Source organism: Candidatus Saccharimonadales bacterium, from assembly GCA_035317825.1.
GTDB lineage: Bacteria > Patescibacteriota > Saccharimonadia > Saccharimonadales > Saccharimonadaceae > DATHGB01.
Genome location: DATHGB010000021.1, coordinates 1 through 24242, shown reverse-complemented (window position 1 = coordinate 24242; position 24242 = coordinate 1). Strand labels below are relative to the sequence as shown.

34 protein-coding genes are annotated in these 24242 nt (G+C 43.6%); 25 read left to right on the top strand and 9 right to left on the bottom strand.

Annotation, left to right across the window (positions count from 1 at the left end; translation table 11 throughout):
* Window positions 1–220: 220 nt before the first annotated feature.
* Window positions 221–745 carry a histidine phosphatase family protein gene (locus VK497_04490; GenBank protein HMI09621.1) on the bottom strand — a complete coding sequence of 175 codons (525 nt, stop codon included), beginning with the start codon at window positions 743–745 and terminating at the stop codon, window positions 221–223.
* A gap of 186 nt (window positions 746–931) precedes the next feature.
* Between VK497_04490 and VK497_04485 the strand changes: the two genes are divergently transcribed.
* Entirely contained in the window at window positions 932–1474 is a 543-nt protein-coding gene (locus tag VK497_04485; protein ID HMI09620.1) for a histidine phosphatase family protein, read from the top strand.
* A gap of 198 nt (window positions 1475–1672) precedes the next feature.
* On the opposite strand, the gene VK497_04480 is transcribed toward VK497_04485, so the two are convergent.
* Window positions 1673–2440: a peptidase E gene (locus tag VK497_04480; protein ID HMI09619.1), complete on the bottom strand. Its 768-nt coding sequence runs from the start codon at window positions 2438–2440 to the stop codon at window positions 1673–1675.
* A gap of 264 nt (window positions 2441–2704) precedes the next feature.
* Between VK497_04480 and VK497_04475 the strand changes: the two genes are divergently transcribed.
* From VK497_04475 to VK497_04465, 3 genes are all read left to right on the top strand, one after another.
* Window positions 2705–2980 (top strand): hypothetical protein, encoded by a 276-nt coding sequence (locus tag VK497_04475; GenBank protein HMI09618.1) that lies wholly within the window; start codon window positions 2705–2707, stop codon window positions 2978–2980.
* A 5-nt stretch (window positions 2981–2985) separates the two neighbouring features.
* On the top strand, window positions 2986–3957 hold the full coding sequence (locus tag VK497_04470) for a hypothetical protein (GenBank protein ID HMI09617.1): 972 nt from the start codon (window positions 2986–2988) through the stop codon (window positions 3955–3957).
* 114 nt (window positions 3958–4071) lie between these two features.
* Window positions 4072–4245: a hypothetical protein gene (locus VK497_04465; protein HMI09616.1), complete on the top strand. Its 174-nt coding sequence runs from the start codon at window positions 4072–4074 to the stop codon at window positions 4243–4245.
* Between the two features lie 111 nt (window positions 4246–4356).
* Here the strand turns inward: VK497_04465 and VK497_04460 are convergent, their stop codons facing one another.
* Window positions 4357–4749 (bottom strand): HIT domain-containing protein, encoded by a 393-nt coding sequence (locus tag VK497_04460; protein HMI09615.1) that lies wholly within the window; start codon window positions 4747–4749, stop codon window positions 4357–4359.
* Window positions 4750–5022: 273 nt separating this feature from the next.
* On the opposite strand from VK497_04460, the gene VK497_04455 reads away from it, so the two are divergent.
* From VK497_04455 to VK497_04440, 4 genes are all read left to right on the top strand, one after another.
* The gene (locus VK497_04455; GenBank protein ID HMI09614.1) at window positions 5023–5475 is read left to right on the top strand and encodes a VOC family protein; all 453 of its coding nucleotides are present in this window, start codon (window positions 5023–5025) and stop codon (window positions 5473–5475) included.
* 56 nt (window positions 5476–5531) lie between these two features.
* Window positions 5532–5972, top strand: a complete 441-nt coding sequence (locus VK497_04450; protein HMI09613.1) for a DUF1801 domain-containing protein — start codon at window positions 5532–5534, stop codon at window positions 5970–5972.
* A 132-nt stretch (window positions 5973–6104) separates the two neighbouring features.
* Window positions 6105–6722, top strand: a complete 618-nt coding sequence (locus tag VK497_04445; GenBank protein ID HMI09612.1) for a dihydrofolate reductase family protein — start codon at window positions 6105–6107, stop codon at window positions 6720–6722.
* Window positions 6723–6889: 167 nt separating this feature from the next.
* Entirely contained in the window at window positions 6890–7309 is a 420-nt protein-coding gene (locus VK497_04440) for an adenylyltransferase/cytidyltransferase family protein (GenBank protein HMI09611.1), read from the top strand.
* A gap of 61 nt (window positions 7310–7370) precedes the next feature.
* Here VK497_04440 and VK497_04435 read toward each other — a convergent pair whose 3' ends face one another.
* Window positions 7371–7805, bottom strand: coding sequence for an NUDIX domain-containing protein (locus VK497_04435; protein HMI09610.1), 435 nt, complete (start codon window positions 7803–7805; stop codon window positions 7371–7373).
* Between the two features lie 171 nt (window positions 7806–7976).
* Here VK497_04435 and VK497_04430 point away from each other — a divergent pair, with 171 nt between their 5' ends.
* Both VK497_04430 and VK497_04425 read left to right on the top strand, forming a co-directional pair.
* The gene (locus tag VK497_04430) at window positions 7977–8369 is read left to right on the top strand and encodes an SRPBCC domain-containing protein (GenBank protein ID HMI09609.1); all 393 of its coding nucleotides are present in this window, start codon (window positions 7977–7979) and stop codon (window positions 8367–8369) included.
* Window positions 8370–8517: 148 nt separating this feature from the next.
* Window positions 8518–8958, top strand: a complete 441-nt coding sequence (locus VK497_04425) for a hypothetical protein (protein HMI09608.1) — start codon at window positions 8518–8520, stop codon at window positions 8956–8958.
* Window positions 8959–8962: 4 nt separating this feature from the next.
* On the opposite strand, the gene VK497_04420 is transcribed toward VK497_04425, so the two are convergent.
* Window positions 8963–9550 (bottom strand): DUF4386 domain-containing protein, encoded by a 588-nt coding sequence (locus tag VK497_04420; GenBank protein HMI09607.1) that lies wholly within the window; start codon window positions 9548–9550, stop codon window positions 8963–8965.
* 221 nt (window positions 9551–9771) lie between these two features.
* Between VK497_04420 and VK497_04415 the strand changes: the two genes are divergently transcribed.
* Window positions 9772–10227, top strand: a complete 456-nt coding sequence (locus tag VK497_04415) for an SRPBCC domain-containing protein (GenBank protein HMI09606.1) — start codon at window positions 9772–9774, stop codon at window positions 10225–10227.
* A 154-nt stretch (window positions 10228–10381) separates the two neighbouring features.
* On the opposite strand, the gene VK497_04410 is transcribed toward VK497_04415, so the two are convergent.
* Window positions 10382–11284, bottom strand: coding sequence for a replication-relaxation family protein (locus VK497_04410; protein ID HMI09605.1), 903 nt, complete (start codon window positions 11282–11284; stop codon window positions 10382–10384).
* Window positions 11285–11765: 481 nt separating this feature from the next.
* On the bottom strand, window positions 11766–12191 hold the full coding sequence (locus VK497_04405; protein HMI09604.1) for a DUF1801 domain-containing protein: 426 nt from the start codon (window positions 12189–12191) through the stop codon (window positions 11766–11768).
* 114 nt (window positions 12192–12305) lie between these two features.
* Between VK497_04405 and VK497_04400 the strand changes: the two genes are divergently transcribed.
* From VK497_04400 to VK497_04370, 7 genes are all read left to right on the top strand, one after another.
* On the top strand, window positions 12306–12635 hold the full coding sequence (locus VK497_04400) for a PadR family transcriptional regulator (GenBank protein ID HMI09603.1): 330 nt from the start codon (window positions 12306–12308) through the stop codon (window positions 12633–12635).
* Between the two features lie 12 nt (window positions 12636–12647).
* Window positions 12648–13505: a pentapeptide repeat-containing protein gene (locus VK497_04395; protein ID HMI09602.1), complete on the top strand. Its 858-nt coding sequence runs from the start codon at window positions 12648–12650 to the stop codon at window positions 13503–13505.
* Window positions 13506–13514: 9 nt separating this feature from the next.
* Window positions 13515–14453 (top strand): ATP-binding cassette domain-containing protein, encoded by a 939-nt coding sequence (locus tag VK497_04390; protein HMI09601.1) that lies wholly within the window; start codon window positions 13515–13517, stop codon window positions 14451–14453.
* Entirely contained in the window at window positions 14453–15217 is a 765-nt protein-coding gene (locus VK497_04385) for an ABC transporter permease (protein ID HMI09600.1), read from the top strand. Before VK497_04390 ends, VK497_04385 begins: the two co-directional genes overlap by 1 nt.
* A 158-nt stretch (window positions 15218–15375) precedes the next feature.
* Window positions 15376–15795, top strand: coding sequence for a hypothetical protein (locus tag VK497_04380; GenBank protein ID HMI09599.1), 420 nt, complete (start codon window positions 15376–15378; stop codon window positions 15793–15795).
* Between the two features lie 4 nt (window positions 15796–15799).
* Window positions 15800–16033, top strand: coding sequence for a helix-turn-helix transcriptional regulator (locus VK497_04375; protein HMI09598.1), 234 nt, complete (start codon window positions 15800–15802; stop codon window positions 16031–16033).
* A 15-nt stretch (window positions 16034–16048) separates the two neighbouring features.
* Complete coding sequence (locus VK497_04370) at window positions 16049–16690, top strand: DUF4389 domain-containing protein (GenBank protein HMI09597.1); 642 nt, start codon at window positions 16049–16051, stop codon at window positions 16688–16690.
* Between the two features lie 71 nt (window positions 16691–16761).
* Here VK497_04370 and VK497_04365 read toward each other — a convergent pair whose 3' ends face one another.
* The gene (locus VK497_04365) at window positions 16762–17652 is read right to left on the bottom strand and encodes an AraC family transcriptional regulator (GenBank protein HMI09596.1); all 891 of its coding nucleotides are present in this window, start codon (window positions 17650–17652) and stop codon (window positions 16762–16764) included.
* Window positions 17653–17768: 116 nt separating this feature from the next.
* Here VK497_04365 and VK497_04360 point away from each other — a divergent pair, with 116 nt between their 5' ends.
* Both VK497_04360 and VK497_04355 read left to right on the top strand, forming a co-directional pair.
* Entirely contained in the window at window positions 17769–18368 is a 600-nt protein-coding gene (locus tag VK497_04360; protein HMI09595.1) for a DUF4386 domain-containing protein, read from the top strand.
* Window positions 18369–18376: 8 nt separating this feature from the next.
* The gene (locus VK497_04355; GenBank protein HMI09594.1) at window positions 18377–19069 is read left to right on the top strand and encodes a DUF4386 domain-containing protein; all 693 of its coding nucleotides are present in this window, start codon (window positions 18377–18379) and stop codon (window positions 19067–19069) included.
* 30 nt (window positions 19070–19099) lie between these two features.
* On the opposite strand, the gene serA is transcribed toward VK497_04355, so the two are convergent.
* Window positions 19100–20335 (bottom strand): phosphoglycerate dehydrogenase, encoded by a 1236-nt coding sequence (gene serA, locus VK497_04350; protein HMI09593.1) that lies wholly within the window; start codon window positions 20333–20335, stop codon window positions 19100–19102.
* A 117-nt stretch (window positions 20336–20452) separates the two neighbouring features.
* On the opposite strand from serA, the gene VK497_04345 reads away from it, so the two are divergent.
* From VK497_04345 to VK497_04325, 5 genes are all read left to right on the top strand, one after another.
* Window positions 20453–21982, top strand: a complete 1530-nt coding sequence (locus VK497_04345; GenBank protein HMI09592.1) for a hypothetical protein — start codon at window positions 20453–20455, stop codon at window positions 21980–21982.
* Between the two features lie 63 nt (window positions 21983–22045).
* Entirely contained in the window at window positions 22046–22819 is a 774-nt protein-coding gene (locus tag VK497_04340; GenBank protein ID HMI09591.1) for an alpha/beta fold hydrolase, read from the top strand.
* Window positions 22816–23097: a hypothetical protein gene (locus VK497_04335; GenBank protein ID HMI09590.1), complete on the top strand. Its 282-nt coding sequence runs from the start codon at window positions 22816–22818 to the stop codon at window positions 23095–23097. The genes VK497_04340 and VK497_04335 overlap by 4 nt, the downstream gene beginning before the upstream one ends.
* Window positions 23043–23423, top strand: a complete 381-nt coding sequence (locus VK497_04330; protein ID HMI09589.1) for an SGNH/GDSL hydrolase family protein — start codon at window positions 23043–23045, stop codon at window positions 23421–23423. The genes VK497_04335 and VK497_04330 overlap by 55 nt, the downstream gene beginning before the upstream one ends.
* Window positions 23424–23475: 52 nt before the next feature.
* A partial coding sequence (locus VK497_04325; GenBank protein HMI09588.1) for a spherulation-specific family 4 protein occupies window positions 23476–24242 on the top strand: 767 nt, incomplete at its 3' end.

The window sequence follows — 24242 nt, the reverse complement described above, 5'->3', positions numbered from 1 at the left end:
GATTAACGAATAGCAGTGTAAGTCCCAGTCCTCACTTAGCTAATAAATACTCTTGATAGGGAACAGCCAAAATCTCTCTCCATCGCTCTATCTCACCACTGATTTCGTGGAAACTTTTTAGCGCCCGCTGCACCATGAATTCATAACAGAGAAGACGCATTGAAAAAATGTGTCTTCTGTTTATTTTTAATCTGTTAAGGCCCGTTCTGGTGATTTTAAGTTACAAATCATAGATTCGATATTCGCAGTTTTTCATTGGGTTCATACGCATATTTCCTTCGAGGGGCAACTTATTAGCATAAGCATACAGGCAACTCTGCACTCCACCGTGTGATACTACCAATACAGTCTTATCTTCATGGTCTTGTTTGAGGCTATCAAGTGCCGCATAGACTCGTCCAAAGAACTCCGCAAGAGGCTCACTATTGCCCAGCTGGACATTCTTATCAAAATCAAAAGCGTCATTCCAAACATCTAACGCCAAATAAGATTCTAGGTCTCGTTCTCGCCACGCGGTATCTAATTGTATGGGAAGTTGATGGTATTCATTAACTAGTTCCGCAGTTTGCTGGGTACGATTAAGAGGAGATGAAATAATAGTGTCGAATTTTACATCTTTCAATTCGACCGCTAAATTTTTTGCTTGCTGAATGCCAAGTTGATTCAGTGACACATCGTCCGCAGGGCTGCCAGCCATATTAACATTTTCATCTGTTTCACCATGTCGGACGAAGTATAGCTTCATAGGGTAATTATATCATCGACCATGAACCGATAGCTTGCTTGATAAGTTGAATCGTTTCGCTAGACTAGTTAGCTTATGTATGTCTATATTCTCTGAAGTGACAGTGAGAAATACGTCTGTAACCCAGCACTAATTTTATGCACCATAAATACCCCAAATAAGGGGTATTTTGCTACACTGTAATACATGAGCGTAAAAATTACTTATTTTGTGCATGGTACGACGACTGATAATGAACAGGATTTGGCTACTGGTTGGCTTCCTGGTGAACTTTCAGAAATGGGCAGAGATCAGGCAGAAAAGCTTGGCGAACAGGTGGCCGACAAGCAGTTTGATGTGGTATTTTGTTCAGATCTGCAGCGAGCAATTGATTCTGCCGAACTAGGCTTTGGCGATAAATATAAGATTATTCAAGACGCGCGAGTTCGTGAATGTGATTACGGCGATATGAACGGCAAGTCTGCGGCTGATTTCAAAAACCGTATGGAAAACTTTATTGATACTCCTTTTCCAAACGGCGAAAGCTACAAAGATGTCGAAGCGAGACTCGCTAGTTTTGTTGACTTTCTTCGCGAGAACTACGACGGTAAACATGTTGCTATCGTTGCGCACCAGGGGCCACAACTTGCCCTAGATGTAATCCTGAGAGGTAAGACTTGGCAACAAGCAATTGATGAGGATTGGCGAAAAACAAAATCATGGCAACCCGGCTGGGAATATACTGCTTAGCGATACGATCAAGCTTGTTTCAATAAATAATCTTAGTCGTATTACTTTGTTCCCGGGGGAGTATTAAATTCAGATTGCGGTCTTCATAGATAATCCATTCAAAAAGTTTGAGAAGATTCTGTTCCGTTGCACCAATTAGACCCAAACAATTTAGAAACAGTATTGTTTCTAACTAATATGACTCAGGCGGGTCATATTTTATTTTTGAGTAAGTTTACTTATATCGCTAAATGATTTACTTGCTGGAATATCTTCAACAAAGTATTTGTCTTTTTTCCAATATATTTTTCTTGCTTTTGCGTCAGGCTTGCTCTTAATAATTCTGTATGTATTATCTACGACTTCAAGAGCGGCACAGTTATCTAGTGCTATTGCGACCTTGGATGTAGTTTTCATCGTTCTCTTTAAGTCAGCTTGCCTATGTGGCTCTGCGTCGTAGTGAGGACAGTGAAGAGCATCAATAAGTCCCAGTCCAGTAACTTTTACAAGTTTATCACTGCCGCTGCTAAACTTTCGTGAGTCAGAATTACCATAGCTAAACCAGCATATTGATCCAGCACTTATGCCTGACAATACAATACCCTGTCTATATGCCTTCTTTAGTATCGCGTCTATACCCAGTTTTCTCCATATACTCATCATTCTTAATGTATTACCACCACCGACATAAATAGCATCGTGGGATAAAATTATTTTTTCAATTTGTTTTTTTGTTAATGATTTATCAGACAAATAAAGTGGAGTTACCGAACTAAAGCCTAATTTCGTAAAGTGTTGTTTGACAACTTGATAATAATTCCGGGAGTCATAACTAGCCGTAGGTATGAATAACAGAGTCGGGCTCTTTTTATTTGTAAGTTGTAGAATTTCGGTATCTATAAGTGTTGTTTCGACTGGATAGTGTCCTTTGCCATCTTCTTTAGGGCGACCTATCTCGCCACCTCCAATTGCAATAATCTTTCCCATTGTTTCAGTTCCTCTTTTGTTTAGATTATATCACCCGATAGATTAAATTGTTTCACTAAATCCATAAGTTTATGCGTATCGATTTTATCAAAGTTTACAGTTAGGAATACGTCTGCAATCCAGCGCCAAGAAAACAGCCTCAGCTCATGTCAGACATTTTCCTTTCGCATAAGGGCGACTGTTGTGGAGATTAATCCTTGACAAATGCATTATACGGACGTAGTGTGTTATTACTATTAGACGATATGTAGCAGGAGGAGAAGCATGAAACAACTAGAAACCCTTGGCTTTGAAGCCGATGAATTACCGGCACGGCTGGTCGAAGTTACCGCTGATCAGCTCACAAGAGATGCAGAATCTACTGCCTTGAAAAGTTTGGCAAATTACATAACACCTTTCGGGGTAAAGCTGGCAGCAGAAGTTGAGTCCGAAGACGAATATGGAAATCCGGCGCCCACTAACTGGACCCAAGTCAGTACAAGAACAGTAACTGGTAAACCAGGTCATTGGGATAGCACCTCTGCTACTGACAGAGACTAGGTAATATGACAACGCAACGAGGCAGACATGTGGTGGCAATTAGCCATCCCGATGATGCGCATCTGCCATTTGTCGAAAAACACTTGCTACAGCCATTTATCCTGCTGGATCAAACAGCCATACTTGATGGTCAATCAGTGACACTGGATTTGTCTTCTGAAGCTGATATGCGTGTGTTGCTGGGCAAGCGTGAAATACGAGATGTCTGCGGGGTATGGTATCGACGCCCTCAATCATTCCAGTCCGATCAACTGCCTGTTGCGCCGGAACTAAAGGAGTATAGCCTCACCGCGTTACGAGAGTTCGGGATACTCTTTCGGACATTGTTCCCAGATGCTAATTGGGTCTCTGACGTTTATGCTATACGCAGGGCAGAGGACAAAGTTCTACAGCTTACTCTCGCGCGTAAGCTTGGCTTTAATGTGCCGAACACGATTGTTACATCGGATGAAGCTGCCGCCCGTCATTTTTTGCGTTCGCATCAGTCAGTTATCGCTAAACCGATACGGGCAGACTTTTTTGTTCGAGATACCGCGTTGTATGGTTTTTATACTACAAAGATTGATAAGGCAGTCGATTTGACGGGCCTCAACCTTGCTCCGTCTATATTCCAGCAGGCCGTTGATGTCAGCCTGGATTTACGTATAACGGTTATCGGAGATCAAGTTTTTGCGGCTAGTATCCAAGAAAATAATACTGACACTAACTCTGCGGTGAGAGACTGGCGAATCGGGCTATACAGGGACGGTATGACAATACGTGCGTATGATTTGCCATCAAATCTGGCTAAACAATGCGTAAAGCTGGTACAGAACCTTGGCTTGAAGTTCGGTGCTATTGATATGATTTTGGATAATGCTGGCAAGTATTGGTTTCTAGAAAATAACCCCAATGGCCAGTGGGCTTTCGTGGAAGAGGCGACAAACCAGCTGATCGGTAAGGCACTGGCTGATTTACTCACGGGCAGAACGCCTTAAACTCGCACTTATTTTGTTAACTCATTTATCCGAGTTAGTTTATGAGTATTATAGGCTTTCGGCCTTATTGCTGTACGTAACAACTAAAGAACGGTAAACCTTGGATCGGCTTTTGTGTTTATCTGTGAGGTTGAGCCTGGCGAGCCGGTTGCGCAACTTAGCGAAGCAAAAGATGCTAAGTGGATGAAGGTTTCTGAAGTCGAGAAACTTTACGAGGAATCACCTGAGAAGTTCTTCGGGCTAGAGCTTCCTGCTTGGCATTACTATTTCAGTGAAGTCGACATGTAAGCGAAGTTCTATGCTGTCAGTGTAACTCCCTAATCTCATTTACTGAGGTAGGGCTGGATTAAAAATGAGAATGGCCCCGGCCTTGTGAGGCCGGGGCTTTCGTGTGAGTTCTCAGTGGCTGATGTAGTCCGCCAGAGCGTCCACATTCCTCAGGAGGGCCACAAGCCCTTGTCCGTACGTGGAAGCACCCTCGACCTCGGCTCTGGGGATGACCCAGAAATGGAGGTGGGGCACGGTCTGGCCGGCCGCCACTCCCATGTTGAGGCTGATGTTGTACGAGCTGGTCGCCTCGTACCACGGGACGCTCACAAGGAGCGCGCCGAAGTCCATCTGCCAGCAAGGCGAGAGCTCCATGGGGTGGGTGATGTGCTCCGTCGGAACGATCAGGAAGCATCCTTCAACTGGCGAGGTCTTGGCCTCTACCAGGTAGGCGATACCCGTCTTGGCAACGATGTCCACGCCACCGTTACTTGGGCAGAGCGGACAATCGGGGTCAGAGTACATTGGTCCTCCTTGATCATGAATGCGGGATATCCACACTGATGCGACTATACAATTTTACTAGTAAATAGTCAAGATTTGTTGAATGGCTTTTGATTATGTTTTATTCCAGAGTGAATATTTTGATATAATTAACTTGACTATATAGCTATTTTTATTCATAATATAAATTTAAATCCTCTGTAAAACATCGAGTAAGTCGGCGTTTTAGCTAGTTTAGGCAAGAATGCAAACGAGACTCTAACTCTAAGATATTAAGTGATAAAATATAATTGTATGAAATCAAAAGAATCTAATCTAAAAAGGATGGATAACGTCGGCATCGTAGTGGAGTCACTCGATGAAGTCGTTTCTTTTTTCACGGAACTTGGTTTACAGCTTGAAGGACGGGCTATAGTTGAAGGAGGATGGGCAGGGCGTGTCACAGGACTAGGTAACCAACGTGTCGAGATTGCTATGATGGTTACCCCCGATGGACATAGCAGATTGGAACTATCGCGTTTTCTTACCCCAACCGTAGTTGCCGACCATCGCAATGCTCCAGTGAATGCTCTTGGCTATCTACGCACTATGTTCACCGTAGAAGACATTGATGATACGGTATCTAGGCTGCAGAAGCATGGTGCAGAGCTTGTCGGTGAAATAGTTCGGTATGAGGATTCGTATCGCCTGTGCTATATCCGTGGTCCTGAACAAATCCTCATTGGACTAGCGGAAGAGCTCAATTAGGAGCTAAGGATAAATAGGCCATTAATCAACCGTAAGCTCGTAGGATAGATTAAACTATGGACAAAATAACTATCTCAGTCAAAGGATATGTTGCTTCACTTGGCGATGAGCAGACTATAAGAGACAGCCAAGTGCTCATTGAAATGATGCGGCGAATAAGTGGGCATGAGCCAAAGCTGTGGAATGCGGGCACAATCGGGTTTGATACCTACCACTACAAATACGACAGCGGACGCGAAGGCGACGGTCTCAATATTGGCTTTTATCCAAGAAAAGGTAAGATGACCATTTACCTTATGGACGGCACGGCACGCTACTCTGAATTGCTGGCTAAATTAGGTAAGCATACTACTACAGGGTACTGCGTTTATATCAAGCGGTTAAGTGATATAGAGCTGCCAATCCTTGAACAAATCGTGCAGCAGTCTTATGGATATATAAAGTTAAAGTCCCAAGACGGGCCTATAGACCGAATATTATGGCAAACTGAAAAATAGGTATCCCCACCTAAATATTACTCCTTTATTTACTCAAAACTCCTTAAGTTGGTGTCCAGAATGTACATTTTTTGATGCCCTTAACCTGCTACAATAGGCGTTAGTAAAGCAGAAAGGATGGGTTATAAAGGTATGAGAAAGATAATTGTCCAAGAGTTTATTACATTAGACGGAGTCATGCAGGCACCTGGTGGACCAGAGGAAGATACATCGAGCAACTTTAAGTATGGTGGCTGGACAGCGCCGTATTTTGCCGAAGCTGACGAAGCAGCTGGTGACTTCATGAAAAGATGGATGGAATCAACGGATATTCTTTTAGGCCAAAAAACATTCAGGCTTTTTGCCGAGTACTGGCCTAAACATGCCGATATGTGGCCTGGCATCATAGACGTCACTAAATATGTAGTGAGTGATACCATGAGCAAGTCAGAAGTGGACAAGTCGGGTTGGAAAAACTCGGTGTTGCTAACGGGAGTCGATGACATCAAGAAGCTCAAGAATTCGGAAGGACCTGCTATTAAAGTTCACGGCAGCGGTAACCTGGCTCAGACATTATTCAAACATGATCTGGTCGATGAGCTGTGCTTGATGACTTTTCCTATTACACTCGGTACGGGCAAGCGTTTGTTCGACGAGGGTACCATGCCCGCGACCTTTACAATGACAGACAGTCTGATTACGTCAAATGGTGTGATCTTTGCTTATTACAAGCGAGCTGGAGAAGTTAAAATAGGTACTGTCGGAGCTTAGTGTAACTCCCCAGTCTTATTTATCTAATAGGTATTCTTGGATAGTGAATAGCAAGTATTTCTCTCCATCGTTTTGCCTCACTTCTAATTTCGTGAAAACTTTTTCGTATCTGCTGCACTATGAAAATACCTTACACTACATAAGGTATTTTTTGTTATGATTATCCTATGAAGTTACCAGTTGTCTATGTGCCCATGAGCGCCGACATAATTCATCCCGGGCACATTCAATTACTTAAAGAGGCTCTAAAGTACGGTGATGTAATTGTAGGATTATTATCGGATGAGGCAATAAAGGAGAAAAAAGGTAAATGGCCAGTGATGGTCTATGATGAGCGTTTTGAAGTCGTGAGTAATCTAGTTGGCGTAAGAAAGGTCATCCAGCAGGATTCTCCAGACTATACACCGAATCTAGAAGAACTCGAACCGATCTTTGTGGTGCATGGAAATGATTGGCCGGAAGAGGCTAGGCAATCTGTTCTTATAACTATTAAACAGTGGGACGGTAAACTTATTGAAGTAGATTATTCTTCATCTCCTACATCCAGTACGATCATAAAGAAGCGTGTCATAGATCAGTCTGTGTAAATTCCCAATCTCATTTACTTCATTTACCCAATAAATACTCTCGGCAGGGAGCGGCTAGAATTTATTTCTCGAAAATCACGTCGACAAGTTTCCGCTTGTCGTAAGAGGCATGAAGCTTTTGCTTCATGAACTCGTCTTTCGTAAACCATTGCCACTCTGAGACATCATCAGTCTTCTTTAGGGACGTTTCTGGCACTGAAATCTTGAAAAATAAATTCATACGAGGAACAGAGTTTACTACGTTACCGATATTGCTGTACACGATCCGAAAGTCGGACAATACTTCATCAGCAGGTACTCCGAGCTCTTCCTCTATTTCACGCGAGACTGCCGCCTCGATCGTCTCTCCGTGATCTACGCCACCACCTGGGAGCGACCACCAATTATCTGAAGCTTCTTTTATGAGGAGAATCTTATCATCTTGAATCACTAATGCTCTTGTAGCTACGCGGTACAAGCAGTCATCAATCTCATTTAACCGTGGGTCTATATACATACCCTTATCCTAACAGGCTATCCGATAAGTTGAAATCTTCGACCGGCCCTTTCAATTTATATTCATCAACATAGTAGGGTGGAAACAGTTAGGAATATATCCGTAATCCAGCACCAATTTTTATGTAATGTGAAAATACCTCGACGAGGGCATTTTTGTTATGATAATAATATGAATCAAATTCAACAGACCTACGTTATTAACGCTCCTGTACAAAAAGTTTGGCAAGCACTGACCGATGTTGAAGTGGCAGAACAATGGGGTGCTGCTCCTGCAAAGGTCGATGCTCGTGAAGGTGGGCAATTTAGCTATTGGGATGGTGATATACACGGCGTATATACCAAACTAGTTCCGCAAGAACTTATTGAGCAAGACTGGTATGGTCACGATCACCCCGAACGCAAATTTAAGGCTCAATTTACTCTTGAAGCGAATAGCGACGTTACGACTGTACACTTTGCGTTTAGCGGAGATATTGAAGACGAACAAAAAGATATAAAAGATTGGAAAGAATACTATTTCGATCCCATTAAAGAGCTATTAGAGACGAATGATAATATATAAGATAGTCCGAGAATCAGAAGGTGTAATTCGTCAAATAGCGCCGAATAAAACGGCGAACAACCTCATTGGCAAAGACATTAGCCCTAACGTTTCGCTTGCATCAAAACACCTTAGCATCCAGAGGTTTTTTGTTTGATATGATAGTTAAATGAATGTACATTTTATTTGCCATGGCAATGTCCTACGCAGCCTTATTGCCGAAACATATCTCAAGTCTCTAAACATAAAAGATATGAACGTTATTTCTAGTGGAACAAATGTCAACTGGAACGACCCACAAGAGCGTGAGTACTTTGCTAATACGTTAGCCGTTCTAGATAGACACAGGATCAGGTCTTTTGCAAAGTCAAAGTCAGAGCAATTAACTCAAGCACGCATAGATGCTAGTCACGGCATTGTGGTCCTAATGAACCAGCGAGTCGTTGACGAAGCTAATGCGATTGTTAAGCTACCAAAAGATATTCTTGATTGGGCGATAATTGACATTGGCGAAGAGCACAGAACAGATGCTAATAGCCAACAATCATATGAAGAAGAGATCTACCAAGAAATCACGAAGAAAGTAGATGGCCTCTTCAAAAATAGGTAATATACTAAGCTGTCCGCTGTACTTTGTTGAACCCTTTCGCGATTAACCAGATTGGTAGAACCGCAATTTCGAATAAGCCACCGGGGATAAGCATGATTTGTCCTACGCCTTGGTTCATATCAAGTACGCCGGCGAAATCGAGTGGGACACCGATCAATATCAAGCCATAGCCGATGATGCCAAGGACGGCGATTGGCCGGGGGACTAATTTTGAAACAAACAGCAGGTAACCGAGAATCACGCCGGCGCTACCCGCTAAAATGTAGACCCACAGCAGGTGATTAGGTACGACTTGTGATTGTGTCAGTACATAGATGCCAAAGATGATGGCAACCACGCATTCGGTGATCCTGATAGCTGGAATCCAAACAGTTAGCCTATATTTGACGGGCTTGAGCGCCCGGTACAACACCAGCCCGATCGCGGCTATAACCAATCCCGAAAACATCATGAGCAGTACGCCGATGGTGAGCGCGGTTTTATTGGGGTCGCCGTCGACGAATGCCTGTACGAAGGTATTGCCGATCGCAGCCGTGAGCATCTGGATGATGAACAGGATACTGACCGATACCGCTATTTTTTTATTAGGCATAATGGTTTACCACTTTCTTCTTATTTATAACGTTATGATAGACGAAGTAGGTTCAGTATACTTGATAGTTTGTGCTATATGAGTGTGATTACGGTCGATAATATGGAAGTCGAGCGGAGGATTATAGTGACATAGCGATCAAAGAGCCCGTCTGTAAAGATGGGTTTTTTGATTTGAAAAATATCTCGACGGGGGGTATTTTTATTTGCTATGATTAAAGCATGGCAAACTTAAATTACACAATTGATATAGAAGCTCCAAAGCAAAAAGTCTGGCAGGTAATGTTAGAACTTGATACATACAAGGAATGGACAGGCGCTTTCCACCCAGGATCTACTTATGAGGGTAGCTGGGATAAAGGCAGTAAAATAAAATTCGTATCAGAAGATGATAGGAAGCTCAGTGGGATCTTCAGCCAAATAGCTGAAAATATTCCTTATGAGTATGTATCCATAGAGCATTTAGGAGAAATTGTAGACGGCAAAGAAGATATGACCAGCGAGAGCGCAAAGCAGTGGAGTGGATCCCATGAAAACTACCGCTTTACAGAAAAAGACGGTATAACAACGGTTGACGTTGAATTAACCGGAGACAATATAGGGGATGAGATACGTAAGATGTTCGACGGTATGTGGCTACGATCATTACAAAAATTAAAAGAAATTTGCGAACGTTAGAAAATTGACCTGCTAATGTACTACGCAGTCACTGCTTTGTAGTTTGCAGAAGGCTGCACTTTCGTTAGCAAAAATGCTACGTTAAGAGATTACTCCGGTAATCTCTTTTTTGTCATGATGAAAGGTGAGTCGTTAAATTGTGAAGATGATTAGGCTATGCCTGCTCCCAGGCTTCTTTGCTTAACACGCCATACTTCTTTAGAGCGTCCATTGTCGTGAACCGCACTCGTGGTCGCTCCTCGTCTTCATCTTTCCACTTCCAGGCATCAGCAATAAGTTTTCGTGTTCTGCGCTTGGCATAAATGAGGTCAGTCGTTCGTGGACAGACGAATAGGACAATCGGTAGATTTTCGGTGTTTGTCTGTGCTTGCCATTCACTATCTTCGTCATCCAGATACTTTACATAATCGCCAAGCCGTTTCTTCATACGGTAGCGTGGCAATGTCGGGTCAAATACTTCAAGCAGATAGCTTGCAAGCGTTTCTTCTTCCTTGCTATCGTTGTCGAGTCTATCTTTACAGAACACAAGACTTGGTTGGATAAGCTCACTCTCTAAGATGAAATGATAGTAGCTGCGCTCAAGCAGGTAGTCGGCTTCGGTTTGGTAGTAATAGCGCAGTTTCCCACCCTTAGTCTCATTTTCGTCATCTTGCTTCTCAAGAGCAATACAACAATCCGCAATCAGAATGCAGCGGTCAATGTAGGTTTGGCTGCGCATGGGTTCTTTGTAGCGCTTGCGGAGTTCTTCTGGCGGGTAGGCTGGCGATTCTGCCGTGTTGCCGTCTTCGTCTTCACTTGCGTGGGTGAGGGTGCGCAAATAGCGTACGCCGTTTAAGCCCAAGAAGTAGATCGCTGGCTTCGTCTTTTCAGCAAAGTGGGTTGAATATATCCATTCGACGTAGCCCTTGGCACGCAAGTCACGAAGCCACAGGTTGATTGTTTTGGGATCTTTATGACCCATAAGTGCTTGGATTTGGATACGGTTTAAGAATCTGAATCTATACAGCCGTTTGAGTATTGCTTGTTGTTTCTTGGTTAGCTTAGGTAGCTCAGTCATATGGAGGTAGTTAAATATAAGGTTAGTAGTTTTTTATAGTTATAGACTGTAGCTTTACTATGTTTTTCTTCACTTCTTATAGGTTTTATTAGGCTAGTTCTATTGTTTTATATGATTTGTTATTTTCTACACTAGGTATGATCTTTTGCTTCTTGGTTTTATTTATTCTGACTGGTACTTACTGTTCTTACCAACCCTACCTACACCTACACTTGTAAGGGTAGGGGATACGATTATTTTACATTAACAGATGACAAATACACAATAGTCGCCCTAGCCCATGAGGGCAAAAGATCATACTGCTAGAAAGACTATATGTCGCGCGTCAGCATTTGCCATCCCAATCTGTTTACTTGTTGTCGTGGGATAGTCTCCGTTTTAGAATATGTGCGCAATTTCCTGTTCCATCATAGTCTAACCTGTTAAGTCTAGACTAAATATAGTAACTAAACACAAACTACTACATCTGACTCAAGCGAAACTAATTTGATTTGTGCGTTGCTTTCATTTCATCAAAGGATCGTTTGATAAGCTGCTCTAATATAGCTTGATCAATATCGCTCAACCGATTGATATATAAACATGCTTTGCTTGTCTTGTGTTTTCCAAGCTTGCTTAAGAGATCCGTGTAACTGTCAAAGCCGGGCATGACATATAAAGTCAAATTCTGTTTTCTTGGGGAAAAGCCTACCAGCGGCCAATCACCCTCTTGCTTACTTTTTTCGGATTTATAATGATACTGCCCGAATCCAATAATACTCGTACCCCACATTTTAGGCTTTTCACCTGTGATGCTGATGAACATCTTGAGCAGTGTAAGGCTGTCACTTTTTTTAATCTCAGGCTCAACGCCATTAATAAAGTCTTCTACGTTTGCATCGTTAACGATTGTTTTAAGCGTACTCATACTGTCAGTTTATCAGGTTAAAACCAATATGTAACTCCCACCGGAGCAGTGCTTCGTGGTGTTGACGAGCATAATTACCTTGACAGTCATAGTAATATGATATACACTGTAATTATGAATGACAAAAAACTATCACCGGATTTACTTCGTGGACATACCGACACGATCATCCTCAAGCTTTTGACGGGTGGCGATAAGTATGGCTACGAAATCACGAAGTTAGTATACGAACATTCGGATCAGCTCTACGAACTTAAGGAGGCAACGATGTACTCAAGTTTGAAGCGCCTGGAAAATGACGGTCATATTACCTCGTACTGGGGTAGTGAAACGCAGGGTGGTCGAAGGAAATATTATCAGATCACCGAAAGCGGCCGTGAGCTATATAAAGTTAACAAGCAAAACTGGGACTACGCAAAGCAGATCCTAGACGAATTACTATAAGGAGGAAATGAAATGGAAAAGAAACTACGGAAATTTTTAGACGAAGCATTTGCACCATACGGCAAGTTTCCTGCGCGAGCAGATGTTACCAGCGAATTACTGGCCAACCTACTAGAAAAATTCAATGACCTAAAAGAGCAGGGCAAAAGCGACGACGCAGCATACCAGGAAACAGTTGATTCATTCGGTGATGTCTCTGAAATTATGGAGCACGTCCAGCATGACGATTCAGCCAGCGGACTCGAAAGCGCGGAACACGTCGAAAAAGGTCGCAATCTCACCGGATCCAATCTCCCTGGCGCGGACCTTGCGGGCGTCGAGTTGCGTCAGGGCAATCTTAAGGGCTCGGCTCTCAAACAGGTCGACTTTAGCCGTGCTAATCTCGACGGAGCTAACCTAAGCGGTAGTGACCTCCATGCTGCCAACTTCGAAGGGGCTGATCTAAAAGGCGCTAAAATGTCCGGCTCCGCCCTCAACAGCGCCAATTTCAGGAATGCCGACCTTTCCGGTGCTGAGCTCAAGGCTAGCGATTTGTCCAAAGCCAATTTTGACGGTGCTAACCTCACGGGCACCAAGCTCAAAGCCTCCAGCCTCAAAGGCGCCACCTTCAGCGGTGCCACCCTGGTTAATACTGAGTTCAGCCAATCCGACCTTAACGGTATTTCTTTCGACGGCCAAACTCTTGACGGCGTTGCCTTCAATAGCGCCTCTGTCAAAAACGCTTCTTTTAAAGGTGCTACCCTTCGCAACGTATCCTTCCATCACACCGCCGCCAAAAATGCTATCTTCGACGGCGTTACTATGGATAAGCTCACCTATGCACTTTTAAAAAGTGCGAAAGCAAAGCTAGATAACGTGAAGGTTCAATAAGGGGAAGATATGGAAAAACATCAGCTAGCGATTGAAGTAGAAAACCTCCAAAAATCGTACAAGAAAGTAAAAGTGCTTCAAGATGTATCATTCAACGTTGAAAAAGGCACTGTCTTTGCACTACTTGGCGCCAACGGTGCTGGTAAAACCACGACAATCAATATCCTCACGACACTTTTAGAAGCTAACAGCGGCACAGCGGTAGTCAGTGGTTTTGATGTCTCGAAGCAGGCTGATAAAGTTCGGGACCACATTAGCCTTACAGGTCAGTTCGCGGCCGTAGATGACGTTCTTACTGCCAGGGAAAATCTTGTATTGATTGGTGATCTTCGACATGTCAAAGATCCGTCTCGTACTGCGGAAGAACTACTAAAAAAATTCGATCTTGTAGACGCTGCCGACCGTCGGACGAGTACGTTTTCTGGTGGAATGCAACGCCGTCTTGATATCGCCATGAGCTTAATTGGCAATCCTTCAATTATCTTTTTTGATGAGCCCACTACCGGTCTAGATCCACAAGGACGTAACGCTATGTGGGAAACGATCAAAACACTCGCTAAAAACGGTACGACAGTGTTTCTTACCACGCAGTATTTAGATGAAGCGGATCAGCTGGCGGATAAAATTGCTATTTTAAAGAACGGAAAAATTGTAGCCGAAGGAACTGCCAATGAACTAAAGAAACTCTTGCCGCAGGGGCAAATTGACCTACGATTTCATAACCAAAAACAACTAGATGCCGCGGAAAAGCTTCTTGCGAATTATGCAATGGTCCGAAATGACGAGGTTGTTTCACTGACGGTGACAACTGACGGAAGCGTTACGCAACTTACTCGTTTGCTGGGCCAACTTGAAGCTGCAAAAATCGAGACAACCGAGTTTGCACAAAAAGCCCCAACGCTTGACGACGTATTCTTAAAAATTATTAACGAAAAGGAGACGAAATAATGCGTGCTCTACAAGATACGTGGACTATGGCGAAACGAAGCCTGCGCCACACTGTCCGTAGTATGGACACAATTATCACAGTGGCTGCTACGCCGATTGCAATGATGTTACTTTTTGTGTACGTATTTGGCGGCCTAGGTAGCTCGCTTGGTAATGGCTCGGTTAAGTATGTCGACTTTATCGTGCCTGGGATCGTAGCTATGTGCGTCGTGAGCGGCATAGCTTATGCGGCCGTGCGCGTAAATATGGATTTGCAAAAAGGTATTATTAATCGTTTCAAAACAATGCCAGTTGCGCCGTCATCCATTCTGGGCGGCCATGCCGTATCGTCGGTAGCATCTAACCTCTTTTCGGTGCTACTTGTTATTCTCGTAGCGCTTATAGTAGGATTCCGGCCGAGTGCTGGGATAGTAGAATGGCTTCTATTCGGCGGTCTACTGACACTATTTACTGCAGCTACGACATGGTTGGCTATTATGTTTGGCCTGCTTGCGAAAACGGTTGAAGGGGCGGGGTCGTTTAGCTATCTTCTGCTTCTGCTGGTTTTTGTAAGCCCTGCTTTTACACCCACAGACGGCATGAACCCAGTCGTACGCTCTTTCGCGGAACACCAGCCTATGACACCAATTGTCGAAACGATGCGTTCACTTCTTACTAATGGAACAATTGGCGACAGCGCATGGAGTGCGGCCGCATGGTGTATTGGTTTGCTCGTTGTTTCGTATTTCTTGGCACTTAGGATTTACAAACGCAAGACTTCATAACTGTCCTACTATGAAAATTCCAGCCCTTGTGGCTGGCTTTTTTATGCCATGACTAAATTTCAAATGTAAAAAATATTTGACATTATGTATACAATAGCTTACACTCCCTACATACTCACATCACACGAGTAACAGTAATATATAAAAGGGGAAAATGTATGACATATGAAGAAAAAGGTAAATGGATTTACCTGGCAACAACCGTATTGGGATTTGTAGTATATGTAGGCGTCATCCTAAATAGGGCGCAGGACATGGCTATAACGGAAGTTCCATATATATCGACGATCCTATGGATCATCGGGATCGCCCTAGTCGTAACGATACTCGGCCAGATTGCAATTGCAATCGCCAAACCTAGCGAAGCGGATAAAAAAGACGAGCGCGACAAAGACATCAACCGTAAAGGTGATTTTGTAGGTGGGATCGTTTTGGGTGTTGCAATGATCGTGCCTTTTGGACTTACCATGGCTGAATTTGATCATTTTTGGATCGCGAATGCGATGTATTCAGCATTTGTCTTGTCGGCAATTATCAGCACAATGGTAAAGATCGTTGCGTATCGCCGGGGATTATAAACGTATGCAGAAATCTACCAAAGTCACTAATAATATTCGAAGCCTTCGGTTTATGAACGGTGAATTGACCCAGGCTGCACTAGCTGATAAGGTTAACGTGACACGTCAGACTATTATTGCCATCGAGCAAGGAAAATATTCGCCGACACTCGAACTAGCATTTCAGATAGCGCACGTATTCAATGTACCGCTCGAGCAAGTATTTCAATATACGGCCAATACATCATCAGAAAAATAATAGGAGAAAATTGCAATGGCAACAAAAACAAGTGTATATCCAGCCAGCCTAAATATTGACTATCCAAAAAAGCTTGATCGTTTGACGACATTCTTTCGAGTCATATGGGCTATCCCCGTATTAGCCATACTAATTCTACTAACTGCAACCGGGAATGAAAATTTCAGCAATGAAGCAGGAAAAGAAATGTCACAAAACGGCGGCGGGATTGTAGTCGGGCTTTTTGCCGCAACGGTCCTCATGATTTTGTTTCGACAACGCTACCCGCGCTGGTGGTTTGATTTTGCTCTAGAACTCAATCGTTTTTCAATGAGAGTCAGCGCATATCTTTTCCTTTTGACGGATCTTTATCCATCAACAGTTGAAAAACAATCAGTCCACTTGGAGCTAACATATCCCGATGTAAAACAAGACCTGAATAAATGGATGCCGCTTGTGAAATGGCTATTAGCCGTACCTCACTACTTTGTGTTGGTCGTACTTAGCATAGGCGCGTTAGGCGCAACGATCATTGCTTGGTTCGCTATTCTTTTCACTGGCCGATATCCGCAAGGTTTGTTTGATTTTGTTGTTGGAGTAGCTAGGTGGAACCTACGAGTTAACGCTTACGCGGTTTTACTCATCACTGACCAATATCCACCGTTTAGCCTTAAATAGTCCCTGCGATTTATATGAGCAAAAAGACCTCGCTAATGCGAGGTCTTTTTGCTATTAGTAATTGCGCCGAGCTATTTTTTGAGTTTGATCGGAATAACGTACATCGACCCTAAGCCTGGTTCTATAAAACCATCCGTTTCTTCGAATTGCTCATAATCACTGCCGCTACCCCTGGTGTAGATTGAATTAGGCAGCCAATAGCCGTATATGTAGTTGATCGTTCTTAGCGCCGTTTCGTGATCAATTGAAGCGATCTTGAACATGGCTACGAGCTGCTTTGGAAGTGTGTGTGCTACCATTCCATCTGGAATATTGCGCGCAGAAGCAACAGGTATGCCAGCTATAAAACTAAGCGTGTCTTCGGTAAAATTTCCTGACGGGCTGGCGGTGATTCCATAAAACATCGGCTGCTGTCTATCAGCTATTTCATCCTGCCGTTTCAGCAGTGTCATCCATGACGGCCACAGTTTTTCGCAGTACGCATCATTGGTGATAAAAGGTGAGGGAATGGAAGTATCCATACCTATAACAATTTGCTCCGGCGTAGTTGCGATGACAGGCTCGTGATCAAGCTCTTCTTCTAAATGGCGAACAAGATCCATACTAAGAAGCGGTTTTTCATTCAATATGATGATAGGTCTATTTTTCCTAAAATCTTTCGGCGTCAGTCCAAAATGTAATTTGAACGCCCGGCTAAATGCTTCGTGGGAATTAAACCCAACCCGAAGTGCGATATCAATAATACCAAGGTCGGTTTTTGTCAGCAGACGGGCAGCTTCGGTTAGTCTTCGCCCGCGGATATATCCGCCCAGTGTATCGCCGGCTAATGCCTTGAACGTTCTTTGAAAATGCCAAGGCGACACATGAAAAGAATCGGCAAGACCTACGATGTTAATTTCATCAGGCAGATTTTCTTCGATCCGATCTACGAGTTTTTGAACGTGCTTTAATGTCGGTTGCATAATGGGCCTTTCATAGAGACAGACTACGTAATAGCACAAACTATCAAGTAACCGGTATCTTATTAGCTTAGTATAGCCTGTAGAACGTAACTAAGTAAAAATTACAGGAGAAAGATATGTCAGCCAGGAAAATAGCAGTCATTGTAGGAATATTATTTTTCATACAAATGATCACAGCGATGATCGGTCATTCACTCATTTCGGCATTTGCGGATGGTGATACTAACAAGACTTCAATGACGATTGGAGTGCTACTTATGATGTGTTCAGGCATTGCGGTAGTAGGAATCGGTCTACTCATGTACCAAATTCTAAAAACGGTCAATCGAAAGCTAGCTATATGGTATCCAATACTTCGAGTGATGGAATTCATGGTTTCTACGATTTGTGGCATTTATTTGCTAATTACATTACAGCAAGTTCCAAACGACATGCTGTTAATCTATATCCCAACCGGTATCGGTGGTCTGATTTTCACCTACTTGCTGTTTGTTTCAAAGTTCGTTCCACGACCTATTGCGGTGCTTGGTTTGGTCGGGTACGCCATGCTTTTACTAGGAGCTGCACTTGGTTTCATGGGTATTGTTGATATGAATAGCGACGCGGGGATGATTCTGCTAGCTCCTGGTGGGTTGTTTGAATTCGTATTCCTACCACTATGGCTCATTATAAAAGGGTTTAGACTACCACCCCGTCGGATAAAAGTAGCAGCATAAGGATTACGATGATTACAAAAATAAATTCCAGCAACATTAAAAATATCGCAAGATTAGCAGGATTCCTTTACTTTCTGTTAATTCCGCTGGGTGTCTTTGGGATTATCTATGTCCCCTCGACGCTCATCGTAGACGGAGACATCGCTGCGACAGTTACTAATATTACGAATAATGAATCATTGTTTCGTCTGAGTATTGTCGCGGCGTTAATCGCCCAAGTTGTCAATATAGCTGTCGTGCTATTTTTGTACAAAATCCTTGCACCTGTTAGTAGGATCGCGGCAGGACTGATGGTGCTGTTCTCACTACTTGCCGTTCCAATTACCATGCTAAACGAGCTTAATAATGGCGCGGTACTGTTGCTACTCGAAAGTGCACGGCCGTCATTAGCTCAGATAAATTTGTTTTTGAATCTACATGAATATGGAATCCAGATTGCAGGAATATTCTTTGGACTTTGGCTGTTGCCGATGGGGTATCTAGTTTTCAAATCGACCTTTATCCCCAAATTCATCGGAATACTACTGATGATTGCGTGTGTTGGATATCTTGCGGATTCATTTGTATTCTTCGTAAATTCGGATTTTGGCGTAGTATTCAGCGAGTTCACGTTCGTAGGAGAAGCCGTAATGACTTTCTGGCTTTTGATTAAGGGTGTCAACGTACGTCAGTGGAAAAAACGTGCCATTGAATCTTCATAAAGCGGACGTGGAATCGTAGCTCACTAGATCTTAGTGTAAAATCCGTACTTTAATCGTGCCGGGAACTGCCTCAAGAACCTGTTGGTCGAGCTTGCTATTTCCAGCGTCGATATCGATCACGGCGTAGCCGATCTCTGCATTGGTCTGTAGATATTCAGCCGTGACGTTACCACCTGCTGCCGCGACTAGCTCATTGAGTGCTGCAAGGACGCCTGGTTGATTATGATGGATATGAAGCAGGCGGTGTTTACCACGTTGCGGTGGCAAATCAATCTCGGGGAAATTAACTGACATGGTAGTCGAGCCAGCGGTACTATAAATAATTAACTTTTTTGCAACTTCTACGCCAATATTTTCTTGAGCCTCTTCAGTGCTGCCGCCAATGTGAGGCGTCAAAACGACGTTTTCAAATTGCTGCAAATCGGATTCGAATAGATGTTTGTTAGAAGGTGGTTCTTCAGGGAAGACATCAAAGGCCGCGCCGCCAAGTTGACGACTCTTCAAAGCTGTAACGACCGCTGCGATGTCAACAACCGAACCTCTAGACAAATTAATAAGTTTCGCTCCGGACTTCATCTGCGCGATTTCGTTAGGTCCAATCATGTGCCGTGTATCTGCGGTTTCTGGAACATGTAATGTCACTACATCAGCACGCGCGAGAAGGTCGGGTAAACTGGTTACTGAGCGTGCATTTCCTAGGGTTAATTTAGCGACTGGGTCATAAAATAGAACTTCCATACCGAATGCTTCCGCTAAAATGCCAACTTGGGTACCAATTCGTCCGTATCCAATAACTCCAAGAACTTTGCCTCGTACTTCATGCGAATCTTTGGCCGACTTGAGCCATTGGCCACGATGGGCAAGGGCATTTTTCTGGTGTATACCACGCAGTAAGTAGATGATATGGCCGATAACTAATTCAGCAACACTACGCGTATTGGAAAATGGCGCATTAAAGACCGGAATACCAGCTTTTTTGGCAGTTGAAAGGTCAACTTGGTTGGTGCCAATGCAAAAACAGCCGATTGCCAGTAATTGCGTGCCTGCAGCAATTACCGAAGGGGTTATCTGGGTGGCCGAGCGGATACCTAGAATATGTATTTCGGGGATAATCTCGAGCAGTTCTTCCTCTGAAAGGGCTTGTTGCCGTTGGTCGATTGTATCGAAACCTTGGTCGCGAAAAGCTTCGACGGCAGAAATATGAATTCCCTCGAGCAAGAGCACCTTTATTTTCTGCTTGGGCGGTGAAAGTCGTGCGTTTACCATATGTGAAGTATAACCTATATGTCTACGGGAGAGTCTCTTTGCCAACACTATTATCCGATTAATTTCCATGGGGATAATATAGACATTTAAATACTTATGTGGTATAGTATCCGATATATGACGCTAGAACGCATTAAGCCTCTCGAAAGACAACCTACCCAGAGTTTCCTACGAGAACGCCATCTATCTACTGAGCTACTGAGAAAAGGACCGCGAACCATAGAACAGAAAATCGCATACATAGCTCTCTGTGTTTGTTATGGTGAAGCAGACGAACGTAACATATATGATGATGCATCGCGGTTTTCGCAGCCAATAGAAGCGCTTTGGTCTGAAAAAACTATATATCGACCAAGTAACAAAACCGATGTCGATAAGGTGTATGAATATGAACCCTTTAGTCCAAAAGGCCAATGCTTTTCTAATTTCGCAGTAGGCATGGTACAGGTATCGTCTGAGCTCTTTAGTAAGGGATATATAGATAACGTCTATTGGGAAGAGGGTAGTTTATGGTCGGCAACTCCCAAAGGAGAGAAGAAAGACGAGCTTGGCGATCACCACACCTGGGTTCGAGTCGTAGGGGGTGACGGGCGTGAGTGGCGTATAGATCTTGCCGCTTATCAATATATTCCACAAAATCCAGATCCGGATGGGCATATACGTCTTGTGATGCAAGGAGTGGGAGATCATAAAACCGATCCAACGATATCGGGTGTTAATTGGCGTATGTTTAATACTCGTGATGACGATCCTATTTTAGTGCCGAATGCGGACTCATTACTTTACCAGGCCGAAGAAGTTACGCCGCTCAAAGAGTACGATAGTCGACGATTTAAGGGAAGGTTGCAACAGTTATGGGGTGAGTTGGATATTGATATTCCAAATTACTTGGGCGATATGGAAAAAGACGTATACCTTGATGATATTGGTGGCGAGAGCCCTGGAGAATTTTGGGAGCCTGTTGGTTGGTCTAAAGATGATGGGCAACTGTATAAACCTAGTGAACTGGGCGTACAACCAAGCCAGGAGGCATTTCCCAGAGTTCCCCTCGCTGAAGCATTGCAGCTCGTCCGGAATAGCAATGAGGACAAAGTTGAGTTGTCAGTCGAAGGACTGGGAGTCTTAGTTGAACAACTTGTCTCCCAGGCAGACCTCGATACACTAGTGGCATGGGTTGCGAATTGCGCTGAACGAGCGTTACCGCTTTACGAAGAGCTATTTTCGGACAATAATGCTGCTCGAAAAGCGATTGAAACAACTCGTATATGGCTTCAGGGAAAGCTACAGGAAACAAGCACCCTGCAAGAAGCCTATTCTCAATTATCGCAACAAGGAAACGTACCGAGCAGAAGAATGAGTCAGCATGCTCTTGATGCCTATTGGGCTTGTCGTGGTGCAATTGACTTGGCGATTGATTTAAGCGGCATTAGACCTATACCTCCTGAAGGCGATATCCTCACACCTCCTTGGTTGAGGCCTAAAAGCCCGCAGGAATTTAGGGCGTCGGCGTTACGTAGTGCGGAACACGCTGGCGGTGCAATTGATTTCTCTACTTTCGATCGTAACGTTAGGCCTACGCCAGTATCAGAGCGTCATTGGCAGTATCTGAATCTACACAGCCTTTTAAGTAAAAAGAAAAACGATTAGCTGGAGGATTCCTCTAGCATGGTTTATGATAGGCCCATATGTGTATGGGAATTTTCAAAGGTCATGAAAACGTTTATTCAAAATCGTAACAATAAAAAACTTTGCGTTGTCGCCGAAGAATCTGAATATCCTGGCAAGCTTGCGTTCATAGCGCATGGACTTGGCGGTAATAAGGACGAAGCACATATTCGATCCATGATTGAAGCCTTGCTTGAATCAGGCTACGCTGTTGTGTCATTCGATGCAGCTCATACCTTTGGGGAGAGCGAAGGTGAATACGAGGATGCTACCCAGACAAATTACTACGAAGACTTACAGGATGTTATTTTATGGGCATCCAAGCAAGATTGGTACGTAGAACCTTTTGTGATCGGTGGTCATAGTTTTGGTGGGGGAACAAGCATTATGTATGCGCAGGATCACCCAGAAAAAATCAAAGCTCTTTTTCCAATTGCAACTGTCATATCCGGGGAACTTAGCCTCAAAACCTCATTATCGAACCCAAGACGACTCAGCGTTTTTAGCCAGTGGAAACAAGATGGTGTTTTGATACAACGTCGCAGGAATGGTGATGAAAAACGTCTTAAATGGGCGTGCATGGAAGATCGACTGAAATATAATCTACTCACGGGAGCTGGTAAATTAACCATGCCCGTTCTTATGGTTGTTGGAGACATGGATGAATCTACTCCACCCCAGCACCAAAAACTATTATTTGATATACTTCCAGGCGAAAAAGAATTTCATATCATTCAGGGGGCAATCCATACGTTCGATGAGCCGCATGAACGTGAGGAACTAAAACAAATCATTAAAAAATGGATGAAAAAGATATGAGAATTTTAGTTTTTGGCGACAGCATCGCCTATGAATCCTGGGATACTGAAGGTGGTTGGGTTGAACGCATTAAGCGCGATGCGCATTTACAGACTATCCAATCTGAAGGAATGAATAAACGGCAAGTTATTAACCTAGGAATCGGTGGCAATACTAGTACGGGAATACTAAAGCGTTTGCAAAATGAAATAGAAACGCGACATTCCGCCAATTGGCCATTTATATGTTCATCATTACATGTGGCACAAACGACCAGCGGATGCAAGATGGCGCAGTAGAAACTCCGCTTGATCAGTTTGAAGAAAATATCAAAAAAATCATCGCTATTGCAAAACAATACACCAATGACATTCTTTTTATAGGCCTGCCCCCGCTTGCGAAGCCCTCGGTAATGTTAAAGACATCGGAGTACTCTGATGAGCGCATAAAAGTATACGATGAAAAACTGCAATCAATCGTTGAATTTTCGGGGCTGCCTTTTCTACCTATAAGACCAGCCTTTGAAGAAGCTGGAGTAAAAGAACTCTTTTGCTATGACGGTGCGCACCCCAATGATAAAGGGCACGAACTAATTGCAAGCGTCGTGCGCCAATGTATTTGCTAATTGTTGTTTCTTAAGCTACAATCTTAAGCATAAGAGCGAAGTTGGGGAACCAATGATCAAAAAAACACTGTACGCTGCAAAATATTTATTTCTACTTAGTATTATTGTTTGCCAATTTTTGTCGCAGACAGCATCTGCTGTCGTAACACGCCAATCAATAGCGGTTCCTGCATACGAATACCCCACGTTACCTCTTTGGGATGATATCGAATCAGCTGGAAGCCAAATACCGTTTGTAGTCGCTAATCCGAATAGTGGTCCTGGCGCTTCAACTAACCCGGACTACACAGCGCAAATTAACCGCAATACAGCTAATAGCACGCGCACAATTGGCTACCTGGACACTAATTACCAGTCTAGACCTATTGCTGATGTCATTGCAGACGTTGACTTGTGGCGGGCGCTCTACCCTGGCATAACAGGCCTAATGCTGGATCGAATTGATGACGCAACTTCGGCACAAACATGCTACTTGTCAGCTGTCTATAATTACATTAAGGCGACGAAGCCCAATGATTTGGTTGTTGATAATTACGGTACGCATATCGCTAACGAAGCCGAGCCTTACGGGGATATTTTCATAACCGGCGAAGGAGATGCAACTACCTATTTGTCTACATGGACACAGCCAGGATCAGGCTTTGAAGCGGACTCTGCTAACCAAAACCGCTTAATGCATATTGTTTACGATGCAGATGCAGCCACTTATCCAAGTGTTCTTGCCAAAATGCGAGCGTCTGACATTGGCTGGGTCTATATTACTGACGATGTATTGCCAAATCCATACGATGGAGCTGTGAGTTATTGGAATACGGAAGT